At 58.0% G+C, this 18,862-nt stretch carries 22 protein-coding genes and 1 riboswitch; of the genes, 15 read left to right on the plus strand and 7 right to left on the minus strand.

Translation table 11 applies throughout. The annotated features are described in order from the left end of the window. The first annotated feature begins 105 nt into the window (after positions 1-105). Positions 106-319: riboswitch (cobalamin riboswitch) on the plus strand. 106 nt (positions 320-425) lie between these two features. From FIU93_RS17165 to FIU93_RS17190, 6 genes are all read left to right on the plus strand, one after another. Further along, complete coding sequence (locus FIU93_RS17165) at positions 426-704, plus strand: hypothetical protein (RefSeq protein WP_152506271.1); 279 nt, start codon at positions 426-428, stop codon at positions 702-704. After that, positions 694-1,098, plus strand: coding sequence for a DUF1636 family protein (locus FIU93_RS17170; RefSeq protein ID WP_031269287.1), 405 nt, complete (start codon positions 694-696; stop codon positions 1,096-1,098). Before FIU93_RS17165 ends, FIU93_RS17170 begins: the two co-directional genes overlap by 11 nt. Then, positions 1,095-1,868 carry an ABC transporter ATP-binding protein gene (locus FIU93_RS17175; protein ID WP_152506272.1) on the plus strand — a complete coding sequence of 258 codons (774 nt, stop codon included), beginning with the start codon at positions 1,095-1,097 and terminating at the stop codon, positions 1,866-1,868. Before FIU93_RS17170 ends, FIU93_RS17175 begins: the two co-directional genes overlap by 4 nt. 17 nt (positions 1,869-1,885) lie before the next feature. Further along, positions 1,886-2,821, plus strand: a complete 936-nt coding sequence (locus FIU93_RS17180) for an ABC transporter substrate-binding protein (protein ID WP_055654923.1) — start codon at positions 1,886-1,888, stop codon at positions 2,819-2,821. A gap of 53 nt (positions 2,822-2,874) precedes the next feature. Then, positions 2,875-3,936, plus strand: a complete 1,062-nt coding sequence (locus FIU93_RS17185; protein ID WP_062488452.1) for an iron ABC transporter permease — start codon at positions 2,875-2,877, stop codon at positions 3,934-3,936. A gap of 153 nt (positions 3,937-4,089) precedes the next feature. Beyond that, positions 4,090-4,680, plus strand: a complete 591-nt coding sequence (locus tag FIU93_RS17190; protein ID WP_023000998.1) for a hypothetical protein — start codon at positions 4,090-4,092, stop codon at positions 4,678-4,680. A 35-nt stretch (positions 4,681-4,715) separates the two neighbouring features. On the opposite strand, the gene FIU93_RS17195 is transcribed toward FIU93_RS17190, so the two are convergent. Together FIU93_RS17195 and FIU93_RS17200 are read right to left on the minus strand one after the other, a co-directional pair. Beyond that, positions 4,716-5,951, minus strand: a complete 1,236-nt coding sequence (locus tag FIU93_RS17195; protein WP_023000999.1) for an MFS transporter — start codon at positions 5,949-5,951, stop codon at positions 4,716-4,718. Between the two features lie 151 nt (positions 5,952-6,102). Then, positions 6,103-6,960 carry an SDR family oxidoreductase gene (locus tag FIU93_RS17200; RefSeq protein WP_152506273.1) on the minus strand — a complete coding sequence of 286 codons (858 nt, stop codon included), beginning with the start codon at positions 6,958-6,960 and terminating at the stop codon, positions 6,103-6,105. A gap of 140 nt (positions 6,961-7,100) precedes the next feature. On the opposite strand from FIU93_RS17200, the gene FIU93_RS17205 reads away from it, so the two are divergent. Next, complete coding sequence (locus tag FIU93_RS17205) at positions 7,101-7,535, plus strand: helix-turn-helix domain-containing protein (protein WP_152506274.1); 435 nt, start codon at positions 7,101-7,103, stop codon at positions 7,533-7,535. A 43-nt stretch (positions 7,536-7,578) separates the two neighbouring features. Here the strand turns inward: FIU93_RS17205 and FIU93_RS17210 are convergent, their stop codons facing one another. From FIU93_RS17210 to FIU93_RS17220, 3 genes are all read right to left on the minus strand, one after another. Next, positions 7,579-8,337: a transporter substrate-binding domain-containing protein gene (locus FIU93_RS17210; protein WP_209010152.1), complete on the minus strand. Its 759-nt coding sequence runs from the start codon at positions 8,335-8,337 to the stop codon at positions 7,579-7,581. Between the two features lie 156 nt (positions 8,338-8,493). After that, the gene (gene msrB / locus FIU93_RS17215; RefSeq protein WP_152506275.1) at positions 8,494-8,943 is read right to left on the minus strand and encodes a peptide-methionine (R)-S-oxide reductase MsrB; all 450 of its coding nucleotides are present in this window, start codon (positions 8,941-8,943) and stop codon (positions 8,494-8,496) included. A 166-nt stretch (positions 8,944-9,109) separates the two neighbouring features. Beyond that, a complete protein-coding gene (locus FIU93_RS17220; protein WP_075282418.1) occupies positions 9,110-10,087 on the minus strand; it encodes a diguanylate cyclase in 978 nt (325 codons plus the stop codon). 417 nt (positions 10,088-10,504) lie between these two features. On the opposite strand from FIU93_RS17220, the gene FIU93_RS17225 reads away from it, so the two are divergent. From FIU93_RS17225 to FIU93_RS17260, 8 genes are all read left to right on the plus strand, one after another. Further along, the gene (locus tag FIU93_RS17225) at positions 10,505-12,895 is read left to right on the plus strand and encodes a putative monovalent cation/H+ antiporter subunit A (RefSeq protein WP_152506276.1); all 2,391 of its coding nucleotides are present in this window, start codon (positions 10,505-10,507) and stop codon (positions 12,893-12,895) included. Next, positions 12,895-13,314, plus strand: coding sequence for a Na(+)/H(+) antiporter subunit B (locus FIU93_RS17230; protein ID WP_023001006.1), 420 nt, complete (start codon positions 12,895-12,897; stop codon positions 13,312-13,314). The genes FIU93_RS17225 and FIU93_RS17230 overlap by 1 nt, the downstream gene beginning before the upstream one ends. Beyond that, the gene (locus tag FIU93_RS17235) at positions 13,314-13,691 is read left to right on the plus strand and encodes a Na+/H+ antiporter subunit C (RefSeq protein WP_023001007.1); all 378 of its coding nucleotides are present in this window, start codon (positions 13,314-13,316) and stop codon (positions 13,689-13,691) included. The genes FIU93_RS17230 and FIU93_RS17235 overlap by 1 nt, the downstream gene beginning before the upstream one ends. 5 nt (positions 13,692-13,696) lie before the next feature. Then, complete coding sequence (locus FIU93_RS17240) at positions 13,697-15,286, plus strand: Na+/H+ antiporter subunit D (protein WP_055654914.1); 1,590 nt, start codon at positions 13,697-13,699, stop codon at positions 15,284-15,286. Further along, positions 15,283-15,759, plus strand: coding sequence for a Na+/H+ antiporter subunit E (locus FIU93_RS17245; RefSeq protein WP_023001009.1), 477 nt, complete (start codon positions 15,283-15,285; stop codon positions 15,757-15,759). The genes FIU93_RS17240 and FIU93_RS17245 overlap by 4 nt, the downstream gene beginning before the upstream one ends. Further along, positions 15,756-16,112 carry a cation:proton antiporter gene (locus FIU93_RS17250; RefSeq protein WP_023001010.1) on the plus strand — a complete coding sequence of 119 codons (357 nt, stop codon included), beginning with the start codon at positions 15,756-15,758 and terminating at the stop codon, positions 16,110-16,112. Before FIU93_RS17245 ends, FIU93_RS17250 begins: the two co-directional genes overlap by 4 nt. After that, positions 16,109-16,453: a monovalent cation/H(+) antiporter subunit G gene (gene mnhG, locus FIU93_RS17255; RefSeq protein ID WP_023001011.1), complete on the plus strand. Its 345-nt coding sequence runs from the start codon at positions 16,109-16,111 to the stop codon at positions 16,451-16,453. Before FIU93_RS17250 ends, mnhG begins: the two co-directional genes overlap by 4 nt. A gap of 316 nt (positions 16,454-16,769) precedes the next feature. Next, positions 16,770-17,186, plus strand: a complete 417-nt coding sequence (locus FIU93_RS17260) for a MucR family transcriptional regulator (protein WP_006939826.1) — start codon at positions 16,770-16,772, stop codon at positions 17,184-17,186. Positions 17,187-17,339: 153 nt separating this feature from the next. On the opposite strand, the gene FIU93_RS17265 is transcribed toward FIU93_RS17260, so the two are convergent. Both FIU93_RS17265 and FIU93_RS17270 read right to left on the minus strand, forming a co-directional pair. Beyond that, entirely contained in the window at positions 17,340-17,771 is a 432-nt protein-coding gene (locus FIU93_RS17265; RefSeq protein WP_152506277.1) for a SufE family protein, read from the minus strand. Positions 17,772-18,029: 258 nt separating this feature from the next. Further along, on the minus strand, positions 18,030-18,581 hold the full coding sequence (locus FIU93_RS17270; protein ID WP_081713271.1) for a DUF5330 domain-containing protein: 552 nt from the start codon (positions 18,579-18,581) through the stop codon (positions 18,030-18,032). Positions 18,582-18,862 lie beyond the last annotated feature (281 nt).

Consider the following 18,862-nt stretch of genomic DNA (forward strand, 5'->3'; position numbering starts at 1 on the left):
TCAATACTGCCGAGGCGGCAGGGTGTTTCCGCCTCCTGGCCATCCTGTCGTGCTTTCGGACAAGAGCGGCGACCCGCAAAAGTCTTTGACATTTTTCAGGCGTTCGCGCACTTAGGAAGAGATGGTTCCCGACTCCGAACTCCGGACCGGGATTAAAAGGGAACACGGTGCGACGAGCCCGAAAGGCTGCAAATCCGTGACTGCCCCCGCAACTGTGAGCGGTGAGCAAACCTGAAAGCGCCACTGGGGAGACCCCGGGAAGGATCAGGCAAGCAATGACCCGCAAGTCAGGAGACCTGCCATTTCACCTTAAACCTTAACCCGGGCGGGGTGCCCCGGAGGAGTGAGTGACATGGCCAATCGGCACCTGCCGGCAAAGTTGCACATTCGGTTCCTGACTGCCCCGCGAAATCGCGGAGGGCGATATGAACCGGAAATTTTCTGCTGAATTCTCAAGACTTGCCAACCTCCTGACCGAGGCTGATCCGCTGGCGACGCGCGCAGCACGCGCGATGGTTCCCGATGGGCTTCAAAAATCTGTTGTCAGCAAGAACATGGGTAATGTAATAACATTACATGATGATTGTGCCAAACGTACCCGATCCGGCCGTGCCCTGTGCAACGAGGAAAGCAATGCCTTTGCTTTTCCGCAGCCTCCTGTCGGTTCACTGGCAGAAGCCGTGGAGGCGCGTCATGAGCAATGATCCGCACAAGATATTTGTCTGCACGACCTGTCGTCACAATGGGCAGACTTGCCATCCCGGATATGGGCTGATCTGCAAGCTGAAGAGTGCAATGGCACAGGCAGTGCCTGTCGTTGGAGACGAATTCGAAATCAGTGGAACAGCCGACATGGAGAGCTGTTCGAGACCTTGCACGCTGGCATTCAAGGCCACCGACAAGGCGATCTACCTCTTTGGGGACATTGAGGACGATACGGACATCGACGACCTGGTCGACTACGCCAATCGGTATCGCCAGATTGAAAATGGATGCGAGGTGACCGAGGAAAGCCACGGCAAGCGCTGGAGCGCATCGCAAGGCCGGCTTCCGGCAGCGATGATCGTTTCGGAAGCTGACGGGACGGCGTTCTCATGACGGGGATCGATCTGTTTGTCCGGGAGGTCAGCTGGAAGACGGGGCAGGGCAAAACCATTCTGCATCCGCTCAGCTTCGGTCTGCCTGCCGGTGAGGTTCTTGGAATTGCCGGCGCCAATGGTGCCGGCAAATCCACCCTGTTGCGGCTGCTCTATCGCTTCCTGAAACCGAAAACGGGCGAAATCCTTCTGGATGGCACGGATCTCTGGCACATCAGTGCCAGGGAGGCCGCCAAAACGATCGCCGCCGTGCTTCAGGAGCAGCCGACCGACTTTGCCTTGTCCGTGCGCGAGATCGTCACACTCGGTCGGCGTCCCCATGCAACCGGTATTGCCGGCGCAGGCAAGCGGGACGCCGAGATCGTCGATGACTGTCTCGGGAAAATGGATCTGCTGTCCTATGCAAAAAGAGCCTTCGGCACATTGTCCGGGGGGGAAAGGCAACGGGTGATGGTGGCCCGGGCGCTGGCGCAAGAACCAAGGCTTCTGGTGCTGGATGAGCCGACGAACCATCTGGACATCCGTCATCAGCTCGAGATCGTCGAGCTGATTGCCGATCTGGACATTACCATTGTCACCAGCCTGCACGACCTCAACCTGGCAAGCCGTGTCTGCGACAAGGTCTTGCTGTTGCATGAGGGCCGACTGGTTGCCCAGGGAATGCCGGAGACGGTGCTGACCCCCGGCAACATTGAGCAAGCCTATTCGGTACAGGTCCGTCTGGAGCAACTGTCTGCCAGCCGCGAGCGCTACCTGACCTTCCATCTTTGAATTTCTGGAGACTTAATATGAAAAAAATTGCCCTGGGCCTCGCGCTCACCTTTCTGTCTGTACCGGCAATTGCGCAAACGACGGTGGAAAGCTGCAACCGCACGGTGACCTTCGACACGCCGCCCAAAGCAGCCGTTTCGAATGACGTCAACCTGACCGAGATGATGCTGGTACTTGGCCTGCGCGACCGCATGGTTGGATATACCGGCATTTCAGGCTGGAAGACGCTGGACGCGGAAATGCGTGAGGGCGTTGCCGAACTTCCCGAACTCGCGTCGAAATATCCGAGCAAGGAAGTGCTGATCGGGGCCGACGCCGATTTCTTCTTCGCCGGCTGGAACTACGGCATGAAGGTGGGTGGTGAAGTGACGCCTGAAACGCTGGAGCCGTTCGGCATCAAGGTCTACGAGCTGACCGAATCCTGCATTCATATCGGCGACAAGCCGAAGGCGTCTCTGCAGGATCTCTATAACGACCTCCTCAACCTCGGAAAGATCTTCGGTGTTGAAGACACCGCGCACGATCTTGTTGCGGCCTACAAGCTGGAGCTGGACCGGATCGCGGCAACGGTGCCTGCTGGTGAAGAGCCGCTGCGGGTCTTTGTTTACGACAGCGGCGAGGACAAGCCCTTCACCGCCGGACGATATGCCATGCCGACAGCGCTTATCGAGGCAGCCGGCGGCGTCAACGTGATGGACGATTTTGAAAAGAGCTGGGCGACCGTCGACTGGGAAACCGTGGTGGAAAAAGACCCGGACATGGTCGTGATCGTCAACTACGGCGAAGTGACGGCTGACCAGAAACGCGACTTCATGAAACACAATCCCGCCCTGGCCAATATTGCAGCCGTCAAGAACGACCGTTTTGTCGTGCTGGACTATGTCGAGGCAACCCCGGGGCCGCGGAACCTCAAGGCCATCGGAAAGCTCACCGAAGCGTTCTGGGGAGAGTGAGCCTTGCAGAAGATGCTTCGAACTGCCGTTGCAGGCAGAAACGATAGACCGGCATGAGCCTGCTCACGGCCAAAAGCGCTGGCCTGCGCCGGTTGCGGGGGAATGGGGTATTGCTTCTGGCCGGCGTGCTGGTGTTGGCTATTTCCATTGTAGCCGCCATCGGTGCAGGTGCGGTGCCGATCCCGGGCAGCACTGTCTTCAAGGTCCTCGTCAACGGCGTGGTGCCCGGCTATTTCGACGTGGACTGGTCCAAGGGCCGGGAGGCTATCGTCTGGGAAATCCGGTTTCCGCGGGCGCTGCTGGCCGGGTTTGTCGGTGCCGGTCTGGCCGTTGTCGGGGCCGCCCTGCAATCTGTCACGCGCAATCCCCTGGCCGATCCGCATCTGCTCGGCATTTCGTCCGGTGCAGCGGCTGGCGCCATTCTTGCGCTGTTGCATACTGGTCTTTTCCTGGGGCTGATGACCGTTCCGCTGATGGCATTCGCCGGAGCATTGGCGGCAACTTTTCTGGTGCTCGGGGTGACGCGGTTTGCATCTGCAACCAGTGCCGACCGGCTGGTGCTGGCCGGTGTGGCCGTGTCCTTCATCATCATGGCGATCGCCAATATCCTGATTTTTCTGGGAGATCCGAGGGCAACGCATACGGTTGTCTTCTGGATGTTGGGCGGTCTCGGTCTTGCCCAATGGGCTCAGCTGCCGTTTCCGCTTGGCATTCTGCTGCTGGTGGCGCCGTATTTTCTGCTGCGGTCTGCCGATCTCAATGCGATGACCATCGGCGATGAAACCGCGTCGACGCTCGGCATTCCGGTTGCCCGTTTCCGTCTCACGGTATTTGTGCTGGGTGCTCTGATCACCGGTGTGATGGTAGCCTTTTCAGGCATCATCGGCTTTGTCGGGCTGATGGTGCCGCATATTGCCCGCTTCCTAGTAGGGGGCAATTATAGCCGGGTTCTGCCGGCATCGATGATGCTTGGCGCAATCTTTCTGATCTGGGCGGACATCATCGCACGAACGCTCCTGTCCCCCGAGGATATGCCTATCGGCATTGTCACCGGGTTGATTGGCGGCATTTTCTTCGTGCTCCTCCTGCGCTCCCGCACGGGTCAGGCACACTAGACCCTCGCACGGACCGCTTTCGGCCGTTCAGCCGGTCCTGGTTGAACGGCCGCTGGTCAGAGCGAGGCTCAAGGTTCGTTGTGGCAGATCTCGACGGTTTCCATCAGGCAGCATTCGTATAGTGTTGCTTTATCGAGACCAAAACGGACCCACATGGACAAACTTCCCACCAATCTTGCGGAATTCACCCACATCCGGATCATTATCGGCATGGTGATCGGGTTGGGTGTTGCGCGGCTGCTCAATGGCCTTGCGCGGTATGTTCAGCATCCCCAACGCGAAGAGATCTACAGCGTGCACCTTGGGTGGTCGTTGTTCATGCTTTTGTCCGTCGTTCACTTCTGGTGGTTCGAATTCGCACTTGGCCGCATTCAGGTCTGGACGTTCGAAAGCTATCTGTTCGTCATCGCCTTTGCCGCACTCTATTTTTTTATTACCGCCGTGCTTTATCCGGACAAGATGGGCGAATACGCCAGCTACAAGGATTATTTTCACGCCAGGCAGACCTGGATCTACGGCTTGCTTGCCCTGATGTTCGTGCTCGACATCGTGGACTCACGGCTGAAGGGGATCGATTATTTCAACGATCTTGGAACCGCGTATCTGGTGCGTCAGATCGTGATGATCGTGCTGGTGCTGGCCGCGACGAGGATCCGCAAGTCCGCTTATCACATCGGTCTCGTCAGCGTTGTCCTGCTGTCGCAGATCTGGTTGATCACCAGCAACTTCAGCGTCCTGAAGTAACTGGCGTCCGCTGGCCGTTCATCGGAACCTCGGCCTCAAGCGGCTGCGCCCGTCGGCCTCATCTTGCCGCGCATGAAGATGAAGATCATCACTGCCATGTTAAGGAAGTTCCAGGCGATACCGTTCAGGAACGCGGCCTGGTAGGAGCCTGTGAGGTCATAGATCCAGCCGGACAGCCAGCCCCCGAGGGCCATGCCGAGAATTGTCGCCATGATCACCAGGCCGACACGCTGTCCAGCTTCGCGGGCCGGCAGGTATTCTCGCACGATCACGGCATAGCTGGGCACGATGCCGCCCTGCGACAGACCGAAGATGAGGGACACGAGGTAGAGCGAAGCCAGGCCGTTGAAGGGAATGAACAGGAACAGCGCCGCACATTGCAGCACGGAACCGATCAGCAGGGTCATGACACCGCCGATCTTGTCGGCAATATATCCGGATGCCAACCGGCTGATGACACCGGCACCGGTCATCAGTGCGATCATGTCCGCTCCGGGGGCAACGCCATAACCCAGATCGACGCAATAGGCGACGATGTGAACCTGTGGCATCGACATGGCGACGCAGCATGCTAGACCCGCGACCACGAGAAGAGCCTGCAGGACGGCAGGCGGCAGGCCGGTGTCCTGGCGACCGAAACGGGCCGTGGCCGCACCGGTGCTCAGGGATGTGTCCGGAGGCGGCCGGCGCAGCAAAAGGGCCAGCGGCACCATGGCGACAAGGCAGATGACGCCGATGAGGATATAGGTCTGGCGCCAGTCGGACGTCGCAAGGCTCCACTGGATCAGCGATGGCCAGAGCACACCGGCAAGATAGTTTCCGCAGGCGGCGCAGGCGACCGCAAAACCGCGCCGTTTCAGGAACCAGTGGGAGATATCGGCGATCAGCGGGCCGAATGTGGCCGCGGTGCCCAGACCGATCAGCAGACCCTGCGCCAGAGAGAAGCTCCAGACATCCGGCGCAAAGGCGGCCAGAACGAAGCCGGCACCGAGTGATAGAGCAGAGCCTATGACGGGTATGACAATACCGTAGCGGTCGACGACGCGGCCAAGCAGGTAGTTGCCCGCAGCAAACCCGAACATCGTCGCGGTGTAGGGCAGGGACGCTCCGGCACGATCGATCCCGAAATCCGTCTGGACGGCGGGCAGAACGATGACAACCGCCCACATGCCGGCACCACCAAGGGTGCTCAGCAAAATCGAAATCGCCAACCGGAACCAGGCGTAAGGCCCGTCCTGGACGTATGGATCGGATGCGTTGGCAAGGGACATGATCGGGTACCGGGAAAGTGCAGAACCATCTGCCTAACAGGTTCGCCGATGGGGAACCAACAAATATCCTTGAACCAACCGACCACAAATTCAAATGATTGCACGAAGGCGGAGAGGCCGCCTTCGTGCAGGAGCAGACGTTTAGCGGACGTCAGGCGTTCGCTTTCAGACTTTCGGAGATGAAATCACTCAACGAGCGGGTCGGATGACCTATCAGGTTCTCCAGGGCCGTGGAAGTCGTGAAGAGCTCGCCTTGAGACGCGCCTCTGTCGGAATCAGCGAGGACATTTGCAAAGCCTTCCGGCAGACCTGCCTGAACCAGGATGCCGGCATAGGTTGCTTCTGGCAGGTTGTTGAACGGTATCTCACGGCCGGACTGGCTGGAGAGCTCTGCTGCCAGGTCGGCAAGACTGAACGCAGGTGATCCGCCAAGTTCCAGTGCTCGCGTGCTCAGGTCGCTGCCGGCAACGGTGCGGGCTGCGGCTTCTGCGTAATCTTCGCGTCCAGCGGCGGAAAACTTGCCGTTACCGCTTGCGCCCGCAACGGCACCATGGGCAAGGGCGGCCGCTACAGTGCCGCCGAAATTCTCGATGTACCAGCCGTTGCGCAGCACGGCATGGGCAATGCCGCTTTCGCGCAGCATCCGTTCCGTTTCGGCATGTTCCACACCCAGCTGGAGGCTGGACTGCGGAACGTTGAGAAGGCTGGTGTAGACGATGAAACGGACGCCGGCTGCCTTGGCTGCATCGATGACGGCCTTGTGCTGCGGCGCCCGCTTGCCGACCTCCGATCCGGAGATCAGCAGAAGACGCTCAACACCTTCCAACGCAGCCGGCAGGGTGGCGCTATCATCGTAATCAGCCTTCACCACCGAAACCTGGTCCGTGGCAAGATCGCCGGCTTTTTCCAGTGAGCGGACAAGCGCGCGAACTGGCTCGGCGGTGAGGCCGGCAAGATGTTTGAGGACAAGACGGCCCAGCTGACCATTGGCACCCGTGACTGCGATCATTGTGTTTCTCCTTGAAGGTTGATCGTTCGAAAATGCATCGGATGCTGCCCATGTAGACGGATCACTTACTTTTTGTTAGTACGTACAAAAAGGTTAGTTTTGAGATTTATCGGATCTCGGACAAAAAATTGGAAAACAGGATGAGTGATACGGCAGAAATACCCCCCAAGTGCGTGCTGAACAGCGGCGCGCCCTTGTCCGACTTGATGCAGCAGGGGGAACTGCTCAACCAGAACTGTCCATCACGCGAAATCCTGCGGCATCTGACGAGCCGTTGGGGCGTGTTGGTGCTGATTGCGCTTCTGGATAAAGATCAGCGGTTTTCAGAACTTCGCCGCACCGTTGGCGGCGTCAGTGAAAAGATGCTGGCGCAAACGCTGCAGACATTGGAGGCCGACGGGTTCGTCAACCGGTATTCCCACCCGGTGGTGCCACCGCATGTCGATTACAGCCTGTCCCCGATCGGCCGGGAGGCTGCAGAGAAAGTGCGAGAATTCGCTGACTGGATCGAGGTCAATATTGCCAGGATCCTGTCCGCCAAGTCCGGCCATCGGGAGGCCGTGGCAGCGGAATAAGGATTTGAGGCGTTTTTCCTGCCCTTGATGGGGAGATGAACCGTCAGTGGGTATAGCGGTCGACGATCTGCCAGTATCTCGGATCGCGCCACACCCTGGAGACGGCAGCCGACAGTTGGCCTCTGATCTGCGGGTCGAGATCCTTGTTGGCCGCCAGCCACTGGATGCCGTGGGTAACCGGAGCGCCGATGACGAGACTTCCCGGGTCGTATCCCTGCTGGCGGAACATGTAGCTCGCCCGAACAGACATGGTGTACCAGGCATCGATCCTGCCGGTCTTGAGCATGACGCTCATCTGTTCGGCTGATGGTATTTCCTCAACGTTGCGAACACCGAACCGCTGGAGGATCTGGCTGCGCTGGCTGCCGAGATGCACCCCGATGACCTTGCCGCTCTCAATAGCCTTTTCAAAGGTATCCAACGGCTGGTCGAGCGTTACGAATGCGCTTTCCGTATAAAGCAGGGGGGCGATGTACTGGAATTTCTCACTGCGGTTCCTGGAATAGGCAGCAGTGAAGAGAAGTGAACCGGGCGTGTTTTCAGCCAGCAGCTGCGCGCGCCTCCAGGGGGCGAAGCGGATCTTGATATCCAGGCCGGCCTCTTCTGCAACAAGCTCCATGAGCTCGACTGCAATGCCCTTCTCCTGCTCATTGATGGAGAGAGGGGGCAGATATCCGGTGAATGCGACCAGCTCTTCTGCGGCGGCTGGTGAAGACAGGACCGGTTGGCTGGCAAGTCCCAAACCGAGGCCGAAAACCAGTGCGCGCACGCAGGTGCAAGCAAAACTCCGTAGTACAGACAAGTCCCACCCCGATGTTCTTGAAGTTTGTGATGCTATTATTATCAGGGGTGTGTAACTGAAATCTAAAACTGGAAACTGTTCTTGAAACGGGCTTTTTAATGCATGCATTAGATCTGCCCGCCCCGAAGCTGTAGCCGAGGCGGGCAGATGAACGGTCTATTCTGACTTGGCGGGTGGCCGGCCGCCGTGAACGAAATTCATTGCATGGCCATTGAGGCAATAGCGCAAGCCTGTCGGCGGTGGCCCGTCCGGGAAGACGTGACCCAAATGCGCGTCGCAACTGCTGCAACGGATTTCGGTTCGGACCATGCCATGGGACTGGTCTTCAAGTTCCCGGATCGCATTCGGGTCGACCGCCTCGAAAAAGCTGGGCCAGCCGCAGCCGGAATCGAATTTTGTATCCGACATGAACAGCGGCGTTTCACAGCACACGCAATCGTAACGGCCGATGAGCTTGTTGTCCCAGTAGGGACCGGTGAAAGGGCGCTCGGTGCCGGATTGGCGGGTCACATAGAACTGCTCGGGTGTAAGCTGCTCCATCCATTCGGCGGTGGTCTTCCTGATGGGGGGAGATGCTTTTTCGTGGCGGGTGGTTTCGTCGCTCATTCGGCATTCCTTATTTGATGTTTTTCCCAGAAATAGGGGCGTGCACAGGTTGCTGCAAGCCGGAGCAGATAACGGTTTCGTCAATCGTCACCTGCGGAGCCAGGCCGGGTTTCATCCGTTCATGGATTGGAAGGTGCTCTTGATTGTCGCCGTGAAAGGTCCGGGGCTAGCGAGCCAGGTGGCTTAAGGACGTCTTCACCCGGTTACCGCCTTCCTGTCTCGCCTGAAAAACGCAGTTTTCGGCAGCGGCGAGGAGAAATTCCGAGCTTTCCGAGACCCCCGTCTGTTCCACGACCGCGCAAGCCGCACCGACGGAGGCCGTCATGACGCCATTGCCGGCGGTATTTTCCGGGTTGGGAATGCCAAGGTCCTGAATGGCCACGTGCAGATACGCACTGATAGTCTCGGCGCCCATTTCGTGAGTTCTTGGCAGGAGGAGAGAAAATTCCGCCGTTGCCGTTCGTGCGGCGATATCTGCCGGACGGCGCGCGGTCTCCTTCAGGGTATCGGCTACCCTGGTCAGGCAATCCTCGGCAGCGCTCGGTCCGAACCGCTCGACCAGAGCTTCGAAACGGTCGAGAGACACCTTGATCAGACTGGTGTGGGTCTTTTCACGCAAGGCGATTGCCCATTCCCGTTTCAGGCCATCCTCGAAGGCACGGCGGTTGAGAAGTCCGGTGAGCGGATCCGTCTGGGTTGCCGCATCCAGCAGGCTTTCCAGCTCCTTGCGTTTGGAAATGCTGCGGAAATAGACCGCGAATGCGTAAGGCTTGCCGGCGGCATCTTCCAGAAGATGCGTGGTCACCTCCGCCCAGACCATCGGGCCGAAGGCGGAACGGAGCTGAAGATCGGCATGGGGAAGGGGGGCGTCGGCATCACCGCTGCCGGAAAGGATCCGGTGCAGAAGATCTGCATCGGTGTTCGGGCTGGCCAGATAGACCAGGTCGCTCAGGTGATCGACCAGTTTGTCCGCACTCCATCCGAACATGCGCTCGGTTGCGGGAGAGATGAAAGCAGGCGTGCCGTCCAGTCCGATCAGAACAATGGCTTCATTGCCAAGTTTGACGAGCGTTTCAAAGTCGATGTTGGACGGACGGAGCAGATCCGTTCCCGAAGGCGTATCCCTATTGCTACCCAACACCATCTTCTGTGCCTCGCTCGAATTCCGTGGCAACGCATTCCCGAATTGAAACTGAACGGTATTCACGCTTTGAAATCAAGTGGCAAGCTGACTTTCTTGGGTGCAGACGGAGGTGGTTTGACCCGAGTGTGAATGTTGTCGGGTGTATTGCGGGCGCGGATACCTCAAGTTTCGGCCGTGATACGTTTTCAGCACAGAATAAATCTGTGAGATCCCCACTTGTCAGTCCTGCCCCTGACAAAAGCGCTCATGTGACGCGGGTGAATTTACCGAAAATCGACAGACATACGCTTGAACACGTAAATTCAACTGCCTAAGACATGTCATAACCCATCGGGACCGTTATTATCCGGCGGATCGGGGCTGATTCGAGCAGGCCCGTTTCCGTCGTTTCTTTAAAAACCGTGACGAAAGATCAGCATGACGCCAGCCTTGATCGACGACACCACTCTCTATGCCGTCCTCGCGCCCTTTGCTGCGGCTGTGGTTGCGCCTTTTCTGACCCGCTGGTTCAAGCACAATGCGGCCTGGCTGCTTGCAATCGTGCCGGCCTTGATCTTCCTGCATTTCACAGGGTTCGTCGAACCCGTGTCAAAAGGGGAAAGCTTCGTTGCGGCAAAGGCCTGGGCGCCCAGCTATGGCGTGAACTTTTCCGTCTATGTCGACGGATTGTCGACGCTGTTCGCCTTGCTGATTTCAGGCATCGGAACCTTCATCATTCTGTATGCCGGCGGCTATCTCAAAGGCCACCCGCAACAGGGCCGGTTCTTCTCGTTCCTGTTGATGTTCATGGGGTCGATGCTCGGCCTCGTGCTCGGCAACAACCTGATTTCCCTGTTTATCTTCTGGGAACTGACGTCGATCACGTCCTTCCTGCTGATCGGCTTCGATCACCTGCGCGCCGCGTCCCGCCGGGCCGCGCTGCAGGCGCTCGTGGTCACGGGCGGCGGCGGTCTGGCCCTGCTGGCCGGTTTCATCCTGATCATCTCCGCCACGGGCGAAATCGAGATGTCGGTGCTGCTGGCCTCGCCGGACATCATCAAGGATACCACGCTCTACGTGCCGATCTTCCTGCTGGTTCTGGGCGGCGCGTTCACCAAGTCGGCGCAGTTTCCGTTCCATTTCTGGCTTCCCAACGCCATGGAAGCGCCGACACCTGTTTCCGCCTATCTGCATTCGGCAACCATGGTGAAGGCCGGCGTCTATCTGTTGATGCGCATGCATCCGCTGCTGGGGGGGACAGAACTCTGGACAACGGTCCTGCCGCTGTTCGGTGGCATAACACTGCTGGTGGGCACGGTCCTGGCGGTGCGCCAGACCGACCTGAAGCTGATGCTTGCCTACACGACCGTGGCATCGCTCGGGCTCCTTGTCATGTTGACCGGGACCAGCCAGGAAAAGGCGCTCGAAGGCGCTGTCCTTTATCTTCTCGCGCACTCCCTGTTCAAGGGCGCGCTCTTCATGGTCGCCGGCACGATCGATCACGAAGCCGGTACGCGTGACATCACGAAACTGGGCGGCTTGCGTTCGGCCATGCCGATCACGTTTGCAGCTGCCTGTCTTGCGGCGCTTTCCATGGCCGGCCTGCCGCCTTTCATCGGCTTCATTGCCAAGGAAGTACTTTATTACGGCACCTGGGGCTGGCTGGAACTCGGTCTGCCCATCACCATCACTGCTGTCATCGGCAATGCCTTGATGCTGGTGATTGCCGCCGCGGTTGCAATCAAGCCCTTCCTGGGTCCGAAAGTGGAAACGCCGAAACATGCGCACGAGGGACCTGTTCTGCTGTTCGCCGGTCCGGTGTTCCTGTCTGTGACCGGCCTCGGGCTGGCCCTGATTGCGCACACCACTGGTGAACTGTTCATCGGGCCGACCCTGTCTTCACTTCTCGGCAAGACGACGCAAATCGAACTTCATCTGTTGCCGACGTCGATCAACGCGCCGCTGCTGTTGTCGCTGGTCACCATCGGTCTCGGGATTGCTCTGTTTACCCAGATCGACCGCCTGCGCGGGCTGATCGGCTCCGTCCTGACAACGATCGGTTGGGGACCGGACAAGGGGTTCGACCAGTTCGTGGCCGGTATTGTCGGATTGTCCTGGCGGATCACACGCCTGCTGCAGTCGGGCAAGATGCAGACCTACATGATGCTGACCTTCATCTTCACGGGCGCTGCGGTGTTGTTGCCGGGCTTCCTGACGGACAGCCTGCCGGCGATGCCGAAGATGCCCGACTATCGCTTCTATGAATGGGGCATCCTGCTGATCGCCTTCTTCGGGTTGATCGCCGTACTTGTCGCCAACACCCGCCTGACAGCCATCGTGTCTCTTGGCATCCAGGGCTTTGCAGTTGCCTTGATCTTCATGATGTTCGGCGCGCCGGATCTGTCCTTCACCCAGTTCATGGTGGAGACGCTGTCGGTCGTCATCCTTGCTCTGGTCATGACCAGACTGAACCTGTCGCCCAGTGACCACCGGCATGGTCTTGCCGCGATTGTCACGGGGATCGTCGCGATCGGTGTCGGTCTCGGCCTGACGCTGACGCTGCTTGCAATCACGCAGCAGCCCTTCGACAGCCGCTTGTCCGACTTCTTCGCCCAGTTCAGCCGCTCCATTGCCCATGGCCGGAATATCGTCAACGTGATCATCGTCGACTTCCGCGGCTTTGATACGCTGGGTGAAATCGCCGTGGTGGTTCTGGCCGGGCTTTGTGTTCTGGCGCTCATCCGGGTGCGGACGAAGCCCGAAAAACCGATCGAGAAACCGAAGACGGTCGCACCGCCCACACCGGCCCAGACTGGGGAGGCTCACTGATGCGTACGATCATCTTCCGCACCATTGCGCCCTATCTGTCCGCGCTGATGGTCCTGTTTTCGATCTTTGTGCTGCTGCGCGGCCATAACGAGCCGGGTGGTGGATTTATCGGCGGCCTGATTGCCGCATCGGCGTTGGCGATTTTTGGTATCGCCTGCGGTGTTGCTTCCGTTCGCCGCGCCATCGTGTTCCACCCGATGGGGGTATCCGGTTTCGGACTGTTCCTGGCGGCTGTGGCAGGCATCCCGTCGATATTCAAGGCGCAGGCCTTCATGACCAGCCAGTGGCTGGAGGTACATGTTTTCGGCGTGGAGATCGCCTTGTCGACGCCGTTGTTCTTCGACATTGGCGTTTACCTGGTGGTGGTGGGTGCCATCGGCTCCATTGCATTGGCGCTTGAAGAAAGGGAGGCCGACTGATGGAAACCGGCGTTGTCATCCTGATTGGCCTGTTCTTCACCGTGGCCGTCTACCTGATGCTGTCCAAGCAGCTTGTGCGCATTCTTCTGGGTATCGCCATTCTGGGCAATGCCGTGAACATGCTCATCTTCACCAACGGGCGCCTGACGCGCGAGGTTCCGCCGCTCATTCCGGAACATCTTTATGCTCCGGAAACCGCGACGGCCAATCCGCTGCCGCAGGCGCTGGTGCTGACGGCAATCGTCATTTCCTTCTCGTTCTTTGCGTTCCTGCTGGTGCTGGCCTTCCGGGCCTACCAGGAACTTGGCACTGATGAAGTCAACGAAATGCGCATCGCCGAACCCGAACACGACCAAACTCCGCCGCAAGGGTACTAAGCTACATGGCCGGTTCTTCCGTTTCCGTCGATCTTTCCCAGGCCATGGTCACTACGCCCGTTGCGGCGGGTGACTGGCTGGTGGTCGCGCCTTCGCTGATCACAATCCTGGGCGGTGCGCTGTGCCTGATGCTGCGCAAGAACACCGATCTGCAGCCGAAAGTCGGCATAGGTTTCCTGGCACTGCTGGTGCTGGCCAACCTTGCCCTGCTGATCCGGGTGCTCGATCAAGGTGTCATCACCATGGTGATGGGCAGCTGGCTGCCGCCGTTCGGCATTGCCTTCACAGTGGATACGCTTGGTGTCACGCTGTCACTGATCGGCTCAATCGTGGCCTTCTGTGCGGGTGTTTTCGGCGCTGCCACCGTTGACAGCACTGGACGCAGATATGGTTTTTATCCATTCCTGCTACTGCTGATGACGGGTGTTTGCGGCGCTTTCCTGACCGGGGATGTGTTCAACCTCTATGTCTGGTTCGAAGTACTGCTGATTTCGTCCTACGGACTTCTGGTCCTCGGCAACGACAGGATCCAGCTTGACGGCGCGGTCAAATACGGTGTCCTGAACCTGATCGGCACGAACCTTTTCCTGATCGCGACAGGTCTGCTTTACGGAATTTTCGGCACGCTCAACATGGCGGACCTCGCCATGAAGGTTGCCGCCCTGGAAAACCCGGCTTCCGGCACACTGGCAACGGTTGCCGCGCTCTATTTCCTCGCCTTTGCCATGAAAGCGGCCGCGTTCCCGGTCAATTTCTGGCTGCCTGCGTCCTACCACACGCCCAATGTGGTGGTGTCGGCGGTATTTGCAGGCCTTCTGACCAAGGTCGGCGTTTATGCGCTGATCCGCATCTTTGTTCTGATCCTGCCGGCCTCCCGCGGCTATATGGCCGATGTGATCGCGCTGGTTGCCATCGCCACCCTGCTGACAGGGGCGATCGGAGCTCTGGCGCAGAGTGAAGTACGGCGGCTGCTCGGCTACGTGGTCATTGCCGGTATCGGGTCGATGCTCGCCGGTGTTGCTGTTGGTTCGACGCTGGCAGTCTCGGGTGCCATTTTCTACGCGGTCCATTCGATCATCGTCATGACGGCACTTTATATGGCAGCGGGCATCATGAACATGATGGGTGGTTCTTACGACCTGAGGCAGCTGGGTGGGCTCTATCAAAAGAGTGCGGTGTTCGCAGCCGTATTCCTGGTACTTGGTTTTGCCGTTTCGGGTCTGCCACCATTCTCCGGTTTCTGGCCCAAGGTCATTCTTGTGGATGCGGCCTTCGCAGACGGCCGGACCTGGCTGGGTGCTGCCATTCTTGTCAGCGGGTTCCTGACAACCATGGCGATGGGCCGGGTCTGGATCTTCGCCTTCTGGCGTGGTGGACCTGAAGGCACTACTGACGGGCAGGCCGTTGCCGTGACGGGCGAGGGCGGCGCGCAACTTTCTGGAGCCGCAGTCTGGTTGCCACTCGGCATCCTAACTGCGCTTGTTGTCTATTTCGGCCTGCAGCCGGAATGGATGCTGGAGCTTTCAACGCGAGGGGCAAGCGGTATTGTTGAACCGCTCGGCTACCTGCGTTCAGTCTTTGGGGGCCAGGGATGACCAGTCTCTTTCTCATCAACATTCTTCTGATGCTGGCTTGGGGAGCTGTCACGGGCAGCTTCTCTGAAGTCAATCTGGCCTTCGGTTTCGTGCTCAGTTTCGGCGCGCTTTACCTGATCCGGGAACAGGTCGGTACTGCCGCCTATTTCCAGCGGGTTTCCAAGGGCTTCGGTCTGGCTGTGCTCTTCGTCTATGAACTGGTGCTGTCGGCCTGGCGGGTTGCGATCATCGTGCTCAAGCCGAAGATCAAGTTGCAGCCGGGCATTATCGCGTTTCCGCTGACAGTGGACAGGGACTTCGAAATCACGATGCTGGCCAATCTGATCACCCTGACGCCGGGCACATTGTCCGTTGATGTCTCCGACGACCGGAAGACGCTTTATGTGCACTGTATCGACGTGCCTGACCCGCAAGCCACGATCGACGACATCAAGAATGGTTTTGAACGCAAGATCCTGGAGGTGTTCAGATGACACCGTTTGAGACCTTTTCTTCCGGTTTCCTGGAAATCAGCGTCAAGATCGCGCTGGCTCTGTTGACGATTTCCTTCATCATCATCGTCGTGCGGACGGTCAAGGGACCGAGCCTTCCGGACCGTGTTGTCGCCCTGGACATGCTGGTCGCGGTGGGGATCGGCTTTATCGCGGCCATCGGCGTTTCCACCGGCTTTTATCTTTACATCGACATTGCGATTACGCTCGGCCTCGTCGGCTTCCTGGCAACCGTCGCTTTCGCACGCTTCGTCCTGAACCGCGGCCTTGCCGGCGACAAGACGATCATGGACGAAGTCGAAGAGAGCATTAAGCGCAGGGAGGCGGGACAATGAATGCTGCCGTTGAAATCATCACCGGTATTATGCTGGTCGTCGGTGCTTCCTTCGCACTGGTCGCATCGATCGGTATCATCCGTCTGAAAGATGTTTACATGCGAATGCATGCGGCCTCCAAGGCGGGTACTCTGGGGTCGGGAGTGATGTTGCTTGCGCTGGCAGTTCATGCTGGCGATCTGGCCGTTGTCACACGGGCAATCGCCGGAGTCGTATTCTTCCTGCTCACCGCCCCAATTTCGGCTCATTTGTTGGCAAAAGCTGCATACGCAGCCGGCTACCGTCCCTGTGCCGATACCAAGGAAGATGCCCTTGCAAAAACTGTCCGGCCGAAAAGCTGAGGCATGGTGTGCGGCAATGGTCCTGAAAGACAGATTTCCTGACAATACTATCGGTTCATTGTCGAAATAGGTGCGTTAGGTATAGCCAATATTTGTACAATTTGATTTTTATTGCTTCTGATCGATTTTTATTTGAATTACGGGGTTGTCGTTCAACGAAAGCGGCGATATAAGGCTGTGACGATTGCCTGCAAAGTAGAATCGTTTTTGATTTCTGGGCCCGCAAGTAACTGAATTTCTAGTTCCGCTTTCGGCAGACATTTTTTGCAGGTAAACCACAAAGCTAATTTTGAAATCAGTAGAGAACGGGTGAAATATGACTGACAGTCCGGTGGATGCGAATCTGATTGATCTTACGGCAGACATCGTCTCAGCCTATGTGAGCAACAACACCGTTGCGTCAACAGATCTGCCAGGCCTGATCAACGAAGTTTACGGCGCGCTGCAGAGAACTGCCAGCACTTCCACCGAGCCGGAGCCGGAGCCGCTGAAGCCTGCCGTGCCGGTGAAGAAGTCGGTCATGCCGGACTACATCATCTGCCTGGAAGACGGCAAGAAGTTCAAGTCGCTGAAGCGCCACCTGCGCACGCACTACAACATGACCCCGGAAGAGTACCGCGAGAAGTGGGACCTGGGTGCCGATTACCCGATGGTTGCACCGAACTATGCGGCTGCCCGTTCGGAACTGGCCAAGAAGATGGGCCTCGGCCAGCAGCGCAAGCGCTCCAAGTAAATCCTTCGGCCCAGGTCGAGTACAAAAGAGCTGCCCATGGGCAGCTCTTTTTTTGTTTTGTGATGGAGATCTTCAGCTGATTGCGGAGGGCGCTCGGTGTGAGCGCAACTGAAGCACTTGCCGAAAGAGCAGAGTGATCAAATTGAAGGGTTCTCAGGCTGCTGCCAGAGCTCCTTGCGCGTCGCTGCGGATGCGCCCGACCATCGATTTGAGACCGTTGGAGCGCTGCGGTGTCAGGTGCTCCTGCAGACCCAGTTTGGCAAAAATACCTTCGACGTCGGTGTCAAGAATGTCCTGCGCGGTCTTGCCACTGAACAAAGAGGTGACGATGGCCACGAGCCCTTGCACGATAAGCGCATCGCTGTCGCCCCGGAAACTGAGCACAGGTGTGCCGTCGCCTGTCTTGTCGATGGAGGTGATCAGCCAGACCTGTGACACACAACCGCGCACCTTGTTGGCATCGGTCTTTTCGGCGTCGGCAAGATCAGGCATCTCCTTGCCAAGGTCGATGAGGTATTTGTAGCGATCTTCCCAGTCGTCGAGAAAATCAAACGTCTCAAGGATTTCGCTCAAGTTTGTGGTCATGGCACCGGTCTTTGAAGGTCTTGTCCGCCTTCATATAACTCGTGAGCGGCAAAGTGCAAATGCCGGCAGGTGCGAGAGAGGGGGGAGAATAAAGATACGCCGCAGATGAAATGGGCAGCTTTCCATCTGCGGCGCAGCGGAACAATCCGCTGAAGTGAAGCCGTCTTTGCGTTGCTGCCGTGCAGCAGCGCTCCAGCGGGGGCGCAATCGGCCGTTTTCAGATCCAGGAGGTCGTAGGATCTTGAACGACCAGTGTGCTCAGGTCTTTTGGCCTGAGCGTGGTTTGGGCCGTGGCACCGGCCCAAGCACTGCCTCTTTGGAAGAGACGTTATCAAAGACCGGCTGCCAAGATGGTGTGCCGGCGAAAACCTGGGGTTCCTGGCCAGAAGGCTGGCCGGACGTCGTGCCAGCACTCGGTACGGGCGTCGAGCCGGTCACCAGCTGTTCGCTTCCCGATTTCTCGGCAATCTGCGTGTCGAGAAACTCATAGACAATCCGAGCGCCGTCGCGTGCGCGGCTGCCGATTGCCGTCAGTGCATCGCCTCCCGTTTCGCAGGCCTGCGGATTGCGTCCGCAAAAGCCGCCGATGTCCGACATCGTTGCCTGTGCCGCCAGGAAGGCCGACACCGGATCGATGTTTTCCGTCGAAGTGTCTTCCTGATCTGACCCGAGGGGAATCAGGACGAGCACCAAGGTGAGCCAAAAGGCCGTCCTCAAGAGAAAGAACATGTCGCTACCCATAGTCTGTTCTGTCTTGCGTGCCTTTGTGCCGTTGGCACGCTTGTTATGAGGACACATTACCAGCGACATGAGAATCCCCGGTTGAGCGGGAAAAGCCAATTTTCATAAAATAAATCAGGTATTTAAATCGTATTTTCTGAAATATTGATTCAAATTTTAGCTAATTCCGGTCAAGATATTGAGGCCAATGGGTTTTTCGGAAAAAAACGCAATTTGGATTCATCCTTTATCGTTCCTTAAGTGCTGCAACCGACAATGGCCGTACAAAAGGTGCGAGCGGATGTTTCCGCGATTGTTGTGTGGTAGAGTAGATTGCGTAACCTTCTGAAAAACATGCAAAATATCTGGGG

It is taken from the genome of Labrenzia sp. THAF35 (assembly GCF_009363595.1).
GTDB lineage: Bacteria > Pseudomonadota > Alphaproteobacteria > Rhizobiales > Stappiaceae > Roseibium > Roseibium algicola.